At 51.6% G+C, this 5,045-nt stretch carries 5 protein-coding genes; 3 read left to right on the forward strand and 2 right to left on the reverse strand.

The genetic code is table 11. The features are described 5' to 3' along the window. Positions 1-180: 180 nt before the first annotated feature. Together HMPREF2608_RS03315 and pdxH are read right to left on the reverse strand one after the other, a co-directional pair. The gene (locus HMPREF2608_RS03315) at positions 181-1,239 is read right to left on the reverse strand and encodes a pseudouridine synthase (protein ID WP_070825971.1); all 1,059 of its coding nucleotides are present in this window, start codon (positions 1,237-1,239) and stop codon (positions 181-183) included. A 159-nt stretch (positions 1,240-1,398) separates the two neighbouring features. Beyond that, a complete protein-coding gene (gene pdxH / locus HMPREF2608_RS03320) occupies positions 1,399-2,031 on the reverse strand; it encodes a pyridoxamine 5'-phosphate oxidase (protein WP_070825972.1) in 633 nt (210 codons plus the stop codon). Positions 2,032-2,142: 111 nt separating this feature from the next. On the opposite strand from pdxH, the gene dut reads away from it, so the two are divergent. The 3 genes from dut to guaA all read left to right on the forward strand — a co-directional run bounded on the left by dut (position 2,143) and on the right by guaA (position 4,822). Continuing rightward, positions 2,143-2,595, forward strand: coding sequence for a dUTP diphosphatase (dut, locus tag HMPREF2608_RS03325; RefSeq protein ID WP_003680707.1), 453 nt, complete (start codon positions 2,143-2,145; stop codon positions 2,593-2,595). Between the two features lie 186 nt (positions 2,596-2,781). Next, positions 2,782-3,108 (forward strand): hypothetical protein, encoded by a 327-nt coding sequence (locus HMPREF2608_RS03330; RefSeq protein ID WP_004464437.1) that lies wholly within the window; start codon positions 2,782-2,784, stop codon positions 3,106-3,108. 148 nt (positions 3,109-3,256) lie between these two features. Continuing rightward, positions 3,257-4,822 (forward strand): glutamine-hydrolyzing GMP synthase, encoded by a 1,566-nt coding sequence (gene guaA, locus HMPREF2608_RS03335; RefSeq protein ID WP_003686344.1) that lies wholly within the window; start codon positions 3,257-3,259, stop codon positions 4,820-4,822. Positions 4,823-5,045 lie beyond the last annotated feature (223 nt).

Here is a 5,045-nt window from a genome sequence, read left to right on the forward strand (position 1 = left end):
GTCGAAGGAAGGGCTTTTTTGCAAAGGTCTCAATGTGTGAATAGTGGGTTAAGTTTAAATCAGGACAAGGCGGAGCAATGCGGTACTGGTTTAAACTTAACCCACTATGTTTATGACTTGGGCAAGATTTTGTCGGGCTGAGACGATTTTGCAAAAGTCTCAGCCCCGATTTATCTTACATTAACTTTTCTTCCGGCGACGTTCGCCAGGCAGCAGCATATCTGCCCATTTGATGATGTTGGCGACTTCTGCCGGATTGAGTTCGTAGAACTGGCCGCGTTTGAGGCGGTTTGGCAGGCCGATAGGGCCGAAGCCTACGCGGACGAGGCGGCTGACGGTCAGGCCTTGGCTTTCAAAAATGCGGCGTACTTCTCGGTTGCGGCCTTCTTTGATGACGACGTTGTACCATTTGTTTGCGCCTTCGCCGCCTTGTTCGTAGATGCGTTCTACTTTAGCCAAACCGTCTTCGAGCATGACGCCTTCTTCGGTCAGGACGCGCATTTGTTCGGTGGTCAACTCGCCCAATACGCGCACGGCGTATTCGCGTTCGACTTCAAAGCTGGGGTGGGCAAAGCGTTGAACGAGTTCGCCTGAAGTGGTTAGGATCAAAAGGCCGCTGGTATTGATGTCCAAACGGCCGATGGCCACCCAGCGGCTGCTGGCTGCTTGCGGCAGGCGGTCGAAAATGCTGATGCGGCCTTGCGGGTCGTCGCGGGAAACGATTTCACCTTCTTGTTTGTAGTAGAGGATGATGCGCGGCAGGCGGTCTGCCCATTTGAGTTTGATGATGCTGCCTTTGACGGTAACGTGGTCGTCGGGCGTAACTTTTTCACCCAGTTGCGCTACACGGCCGTTGACCGTTACCCAGCCGTTGCTGATCCATTCTTCCATTTCGCGACGTGAGCCGACACCGGAAGCGGCCAGGACTTTTTGCAGGCGCTCGGGTTCAAAGCGTGAAAGGTCGCTGCGGCGTTCTTTCAAATCGCGGGCGTGCTCCATGATTTTTTGGTTGGGATTGCGGACCACCAGTTTTTTGGCTTTGGCGGCTCGTTGTTTTGGGGCGGTATTTTGAGCTTTGGGGCCGTCTGAAACTTTTTGGCCGTAAGTTTTGCCTGATGTTTTTCGCTCGTCGTCGGGACGTTTTTTATTGGCAAAGGATTTGGCCGGTTTGGAAGGTTTTTTGGCGGTAGATGATACGCCGTCGCGCCATTGGCGTTTGCTGGAAGGCTGTTTGGACATGATTTTTCCTAACTCGCTTGAAAAAGCGGTTCTTCTGCGGCATTTGCGGCAGGGGTTGGATTGGGGGAAAAGGCCGTCTGAAAATCAGATTCAGACGGCCTGCCGATGAAAGGCTGTATTGTAACTCAACCAGTAAATTTTTGTTTGAAAATCCGAAAATTATGGCGAAAGGCGTTCGCGTATCCAGTTGCCGTCAACCAGGCGGTATTGGATGCGGTCGTGCAGGCGGCTGGGGCGGCCTTGCCAGAATTCGATGCGGTCGGGGATGACGAGGTATCCGCCCCAATGCGGCGGGCGGGGGACATGTAAGGGATGTTTGACGCCGACGGCTGCGGCTTTGGCCACCAAGACGGCTTTGCTGGAAATCACTTCGCTTTGATCGCTTGCCCATGCGCCGATACGGCTGGTGTAGGGGCGGCTTTCAAAATATTCGTCCGAAGCGGCGGCGTCGAGTTTTTCAATGCGTCCTTCAACACGCACTTGGCGTTCGAGTTCCGGCCAGAAAAAAGTCATGGCGGCAAAGGGGTGTGCCGTATAGGAGCGGCCTTTGCGGCTGTGGTAATTGGTAAAGAAAACAAAGCCTTTGGGGTTGACTTCTTTCAGTAGTACCATACGGCTGTTAGGCCTGCCGTCTTCGCCTACGGCGGCAACGTTGACCGCGGTCGGCTCGTTGACTTCGGCGTGAATCGCTTCGTTCAGCCATTGCTCGAATTGGACAATCGGGTCGGCGTAGCATTCGGCTTCCGACAGCTCGCGTTTGCTGTAATCTTCGCGGATATTGTGCAGATCCATGATTTTTCTCCTTAGGTCTGACTGAATCATACTCCGTTTTTTCAGACGGCCTCAAGGGCATTTGTGTATAATCGTAGCCCTTTCCAATATAGAACAATACGGAGTCCCGTCATGCAAACCGAAGTCGAACTGAAAATCTTAAATCCGAAAATGGCCGATTCCCTGCCTGCTTATGCGACGCCTGGTTCTGCCGGTTTGGATTTGCGTGCCTGCCTGGATGAAGCCGTTGTGTTACAGCCGGGCGATGTATATCTCGTTCCGACCGGTTTGGCGGTGCATTTGGCCAACCCTGCGTATGCAGCCGTTTTGTTGCCGCGTTCCGGCTTGGGTCATAAGCACGGTATTGTTTTGGGCAATTTGGTCGGTTTGATTGACTCGGATTATCAAGGCGAATTGAAGGTTTCTCTGTGGAACCGTGGTAAAGAAGCGTTTACCATCGAGCCGATGGAGCGCATCGCGCAAATGGTGATTGTGCCGGTTGTCCAAGCCGCGTTTAAGGTTGTGGACGAGTTTGCCGCCAGCGAGCGCGGTGAAGGCGGATTCGGCAGCACCGGCAAAGCCTGATGATTTGAAAGGCCGTCTGGAACAGGATAAATTGAAATATTCGATTTCGGTTTGCCGCTGTTCAGACGGCCTTTTTGTTGTGCCAACCTTTGCATAATTACACACAAGATTGCATTTTTATATCTTGCCTGCATGACCGGTGCACCCAATAATACAGGCCGTCTGAAACCTTTACGGAGCGTTGTTATGTCCCGCCCCTCACTTTTTCTGCCTTTATTTTTGATTATCTTTGGTGCGATTTGGTTTTTACGCGCTACGGATATTTTGCCTGCGACATCGACCATGATTGCCGGCGCATTAATTATTTTGGGCCTTGCCGTGTTGATTATGGACGGTATCAATAAACAGTCCATCGTTTCCGGCCCGATGTTGGTTTATATCGGCACAGCCATTTATCTGCACATGAGCTACTGGATTTACCTCTCGCCGCTGCTGGCCATCGGCATGGTCGTGTTGGGTTGCCTGCTGTTGCTCTCGCGCAGCGATATGATTCCTGAGAAACACACAAAATAGAAAGATGAGAGATTTGGGTTTTGCCCTATAAAGGCCATCTGAACAATGGTATAATCCGCCGTTTCAGACGGCCTTTTTTATTGTGGTTTAAATTTGAAATTTACCCTCACGGCCGCACCGTTTTCTTACATTTTGCAAAGTTTCCGCCATGACCCAAGATAAAATCCTTATTCTCGACTTCGGCTCGCAAGTTACCCAGCTGATCGCCCGCCGCGTGCGCGAAGCCCACGTTTACTGCGAACTGCATTCTTTCGACATGCCTTTGGAAGAAATCAAAGCTTTCAACCCGAAAGGCATTATCCTCTCCGGCGGTCCTAATTCCGTTTACGAATCCGATTATCAAGCCGATACCGGTATTTTTGATTTGGGCATTCCGGTTTTGGGCATCTGCTACGGCATGCAATTTATGGCGCACCACTTGGGTGGCGAAGTTAGCCCGGGCAACCAACGCGAATTCGGTTATGCGCAAGTGAAAACCATCGACAGCGAGCTGACACGCGGCATTCAAGACGATGCGCCTAATACGCTCGACGTCTGGATGAGCCATGGCGATAAAGTTTCCAAACTGCCTACCGGCTTCTCTGTTATTGGCGACACCCCGTCTTGCCCGATTGCCATGATGGAAAACGCTGAGAAACAATTCTACGGCATCCAATTCCACCCTGAAGTGACCCACACCAAACAAGGCCGCGCGTTGTTAAACCGCTTTGTCTTGGATATTTGCGGCGCACAACCAAGCTGGACCATGCCGAACTACATCGAAGAAGCCGTCGCCAAAATCCGCGAACAAGTCGGCAGCGACGAAGTGATTTTAGGTTTGTCCGGCGGCGTGGACTCTTCCGTAGCGGCCGCGCTGATTCACCGCGCCATCGGCGACCAACTGACCTGCGTGTTTGTTGACCACGGTCTGTTGCGTCTGAACGAAGGCAAAATGGTGATGGATATGTTTGCCCGCAACTTGGGCGTACGCGTGATTCACGTTGATGCCGAAGAGCAGTTTTTGGCGAAACTTGCCGGCGTGACCGATCCGGAGAAAAAACGCAAAATCATCGGTGCGGAATTTATCGAAGTCTTTGACGCTGAGGAGAAAAAACTCACCAACGCCAAATGGTTGGCGCAAGGTACGATTTACCCTGACGTAATCGAATCCGCAGGAGCAAAAACCAAAAAAGCCCATGCCATCAAATCCCACCACAACGTCGGCGGCCTGCCTGAAAACATGAAGCTCAAATTGCTTGAACCATTGCGCGACTTGTTCAAAGACGAAGTGCGAGAATTGGGCGTTGCTTTGGGTCTGCCGCGTGAAATGGTGTACCGTCATCCGTTCCCGGGCCCGGGTTTGGGCGTGCGTATCTTGGGCGAAGTGAAAAAAGAATACGCCGACTTGCTCCGTCAGGCAGACGATATTTTCATTCAAGAATTGCGCAATACTACCGATGAAAACGGCACATCTTGGTACGACCTGACCAGCCAAGCCTTTGCCGTATTCCTGCCTGTGAAATCCGTCGGCGTGATGGGTGACGGCCGCACTTACGATTACGTCGTAGCCTTGCGCGCTGTGATTACCAGCGACTTTATGACTGCGCACTGGGCTGAGTTGCCTTACTCGCTGCTTGGCCGCGTGTCCAACCGCATCATCAACGAAGTCAAAGGCATCAACCGCGTGGTTTATGATGTCAGCGGCAAACCGCCTGCCACGATTGAGTGGGAATAATCCCTAAATAATAAAGGCCGTCTGAACTGATATTGTTCAGACGGCCTTTATTTGCACTGATGAGCTTGGTTAACGCATACAATCAAAATCAATCAGCAAGCTTTATGTTAGTGGTTTAAGCTAACTCAGCAAATACCTTATATCGGGAAGCCTATCCACAAGTGCCACCTAAAGTGGACTATTCGCTGACTGAGACCTTTGCAAAAAAGCCCTTCCTTCGACA

It is taken from the genome of Neisseria sp. HMSC064D07 (assembly GCF_001837185.1).
In the GTDB taxonomy this organism is placed as follows: Bacteria; Pseudomonadota; Gammaproteobacteria; order Burkholderiales; family Neisseriaceae; genus Neisseria; species Neisseria flavescens_C.

Bases quoted from the DNA above. Each gene is read 5' to 3' on its own strand.
- HMPREF2608_RS03330 (WP_004464437.1), top strand. From the start codon at position 2,782: ATGTCCCGCCCCTCACTTTTTCTGCCTTTATTTTTGATTATCTTTGGT.
- HMPREF2608_RS03315 (WP_070825971.1), bottom strand. From the start codon at position 1,239: ATGTCCAAACAGCCTTCCAGCAAACGCCAATGGCGCGACGGCGTATCA.
- pdxH (WP_070825972.1), bottom strand. From the start codon at position 2,031: ATGGATCTGCACAATATCCGCGAAGATTACAGCAAACGCGAGCTGTCG.
- dut (WP_003680707.1), top strand. From the start codon at position 2,143: ATGCAAACCGAAGTCGAACTGAAAATCTTAAATCCGAAAATGGCCGAT.
- guaA (WP_003686344.1), top strand. From the start codon at position 3,257: ATGACCCAAGATAAAATCCTTATTCTCGACTTCGGCTCGCAAGTTACC.